Origin of the sequence: Faecalibacterium longum, from assembly GCF_040094125.1 — a bacterium.
Taxonomy (GTDB): Bacteria; Bacillota; Clostridia; order Oscillospirales; family Ruminococcaceae; genus Faecalibacterium; species Faecalibacterium longum.
In genome coordinates, this window is record NZ_JBBNIH010000046.1 from 1 (window position 1) to 2,686 (window position 2,686).

Here is a 2,686-nt window from a genome sequence, read left to right on the forward strand (position 1 = left end):
AAACGCCGCCCGTTCGGGCGGCGCTTCTGCATTTACCGATAAAGTTATACGCGCTCGGCCACCAGCTGGAAGCCTGCCTTGGTGAGCTCCTGCCGGATCTGCTCGATCTGGGCGTTGTCGCGGGTCTCGAGAGTTAGCTTGAGGAAGCAGCTGGAGATGGGCATATTGGGGTCGGAGCCGTCGTGGAGGACGGACACCACATTGCTGCCGCAGCGGGAGACGATGTCGGCCACCTGCTGCAGCTGGCCGGGCTTGTCTTCCAGCGCGATGGTCAGGTTGGCCTTGCGGCCGCTCATGACGAGGCCGCGGGTGATGACGCGGTTGAGGATGTTCACGTCGATGTTGCCGCCGGAGACGAGGCAGACGACCTTCTTGCCCTCAATGGGCAGCTTGTGGAAGAGCGCCGCCGCCACAGGCACTGCGCCTGCACCCTCGGCCACCAGCTTCTGGTTCTCCATCAGGGAGAGGATGGCCGCTGCGGTCTCGTCCTCGGTGACAGTGACGATGTCGTCCACATACTCTTCACAAAGCTTATAGGTCAGCTCGCCGGGGGTCTTGACCTGAATGCCGTCTGCGAAGGTGGAGACGGCAGAGAGGGTCTGGTATTTGTGCTCATGGAGGGAGCGATACATGCTGGGTGCGCCCTCGGCCTGCACGCCGTAGACCTTGACGTCGGGCTTCAGGCTCTTGATGGCGAAGGCCACGCCGGAGATGAGTCCGCCGCCGCCCACAGGCACGATGACAGCGTCCACATCGGGCAGCTGGTCGAGAATTTCGAGGCCGATAGTACCCTGACCGGCAATGACCTGCTCGTCGTCGTAGGGGTGGATGAAGGTCATGCCCGTTTCTTCCTGCAGCTCCACGGCCTTGTCGTGGGCGTCGTCGTAGGTGCCGGGTACGAGGCAGACCTCCGCACCGAGGTTCTTGGTGTTCTCAACCTTCATGATGGGCGCACCGTCCGGCATACAGACGATGCTCTTGATGCCGCGGCGGGTAGCGGCCAGCGCCACGCCCTGTGCGTGGTTGCCCGCCGAGCAGGCGATGACGCCCTTGTCGCTCTCTTCCTTGGAGAGCTGGCTGATCTTATAATAAGCGCCGCGCACCTTGAAGCTGCCGGTCACCTGCAGGTTCTCGGTCTTGAGGTAGAGCTGGCAGTCCTTGGAGAGCCGGGGTGCCTCGATGAGGTCGGTCTTGCGGGCTACGTCCTTGAGGACAAAGGCGGCGTGGTAGATCTTATCCAGTGTCAGCATATCGTTTTTCCCATCCTATCTCTGTTTATCCATCCCGGCACACGGGCTATTTTTATTGTTAAAGACAGGATTTAGTATAGTTTACATAAATTGATTTGTCAAATGAATCTATTTCACACTTTAAGGCAGAAAGCGGAATTTGCTGACATTGTATTATAGAAAAGCCGCCGCCATTCACCAAACAGCGAACAGCGGCGGGGTATTACCACTTTATCCTATTACTTTCCGGTAAACTCAAATCTCCGCGAGGATAGCGTCACCCATGGCGGTGCAGCCGAGGCAGGTGCAGCCCTCGCTCATGTTGTCGGCGGTGCGCAGGCCCTTGTCCAGAACCTTATTCACCGCGTTCTCAATGGCGTCAGCCTCCTCAGCCATACCGAAGGAGTAGCGCAGCATCATAGCGGCGGAGAGGATGCAGGCAGTAGGGTTGACGATGTCCTTGCCCGCGATGTCGGGAGCAGAGCCATGGATGGGCTCGTACAGGCCCCGGGTGCCGTCGCCCAGACTGGACGAGGGGATCATGCCGATGGAGCCGGTGATCATGGAGGCCTCATCGGAGATGATGTCGCCGAACATGTTCTCGGTGACGATGACGTCGAACTGGCTGGGGTCCTTGACGACCTGCATGGCACAGTTGTCCACGAACATCTCGCTGTACTCCACCTCGGGGTACTCAGCCTGCAGGCGGTGCATGACCGCACGCCAGAGGCGGCTGGTATCCAGCACGTTGGCCTTATCCACGCAGCAGAGCTTCTTGCGGCGCTTCATGGCCGTCTCGAAGCCGATGCGGCCAATGCGCTCGATTTCATGCTCCGAGTAGGGCATGGAATCCACAGCCTGCTTCTCGCCGTTCTCCAGCGTGTAAGTCTCGTGCTTACCGAAGTAGACGCCGCCGATGAGCTCACGCACGATGATGAAGTCGATGCCCTTTGCCACGATCTCGGGCTTGAGGGGGCTGGCCGGGGCCAGCTGGGGCCAGATCTTGGCCGGGCGGTTGTTGGAGTAGAGGCCCATGCCGGCGCGGAGACGGAGCAGACCCTTTTCAGGGCGCTGCTCACCGGGCAGACCCTCCCACTTTGGGCCGCCCACTGCGCCCAGAAGGACGCTGTCGGCCGCGAGGCACTTGTCCAGCTCATGCTGGGGCAGCGGGTCGCCGTACTTGTCGATGGCCTCGCCGCCCATTGCGGCGTCGGTGTAGTGGAAGGTGTGGCCGTACTTTTCGGCCACCTTATCGAGAACGCGGAGGGTCTGCTTCACGATCTCGGGGCTGGAGCAGTCGCCCCAGATGACAGCAATGTTTTTTTCCATTCTTATGGGCATCCTTTCTTTTATTGGACAACAGCATCTTTCGTCAGGCTATGTTCTCTTTTGCTGGCAAAAGAGAACCAGAAAACCACCAGCGATTTCGACGCGCTGGACCCACGAGAAAGGGGCTG

Annotated in this window: 2 protein-coding genes; both read right to left on the reverse strand. The window is 59.8% G+C overall.

Features of this window, described 5'->3' with window-relative positions; genetic code table 11:
* Positions 1-44: 44 nt before the first annotated feature.
* On the reverse strand, positions 45-1,250 hold the full coding sequence (gene ilvA / locus AAAU26_RS00725; RefSeq protein ID WP_149794418.1) for a threonine ammonia-lyase: 1,206 nt from the start codon (positions 1,248-1,250) through the stop codon (positions 45-47).
* Between the two features lie 234 nt (positions 1,251-1,484).
* Positions 1,485-2,558, reverse strand: a complete 1,074-nt coding sequence (leuB, locus tag AAAU26_RS00730; RefSeq protein ID WP_227618822.1) for a 3-isopropylmalate dehydrogenase — start codon at positions 2,556-2,558, stop codon at positions 1,485-1,487.
* Between the last annotated feature and the right edge of the window lie 128 nt (positions 2,559-2,686).

What these genes read in the sequence shown, in the direction of transcription:
- leuB (WP_227618822.1), bottom strand. Translation starts at nt 2,558, where the DNA reads ATGGAAAAAAACATTGCTGTCATCTGGGGCGACTGCTCCAGCCCCGAG.
- ilvA (WP_149794418.1), bottom strand. Translation starts at nt 1,250, where the DNA reads ATGCTGACACTGGATAAGATCTACCACGCCGCCTTTGTCCTCAAGGAC.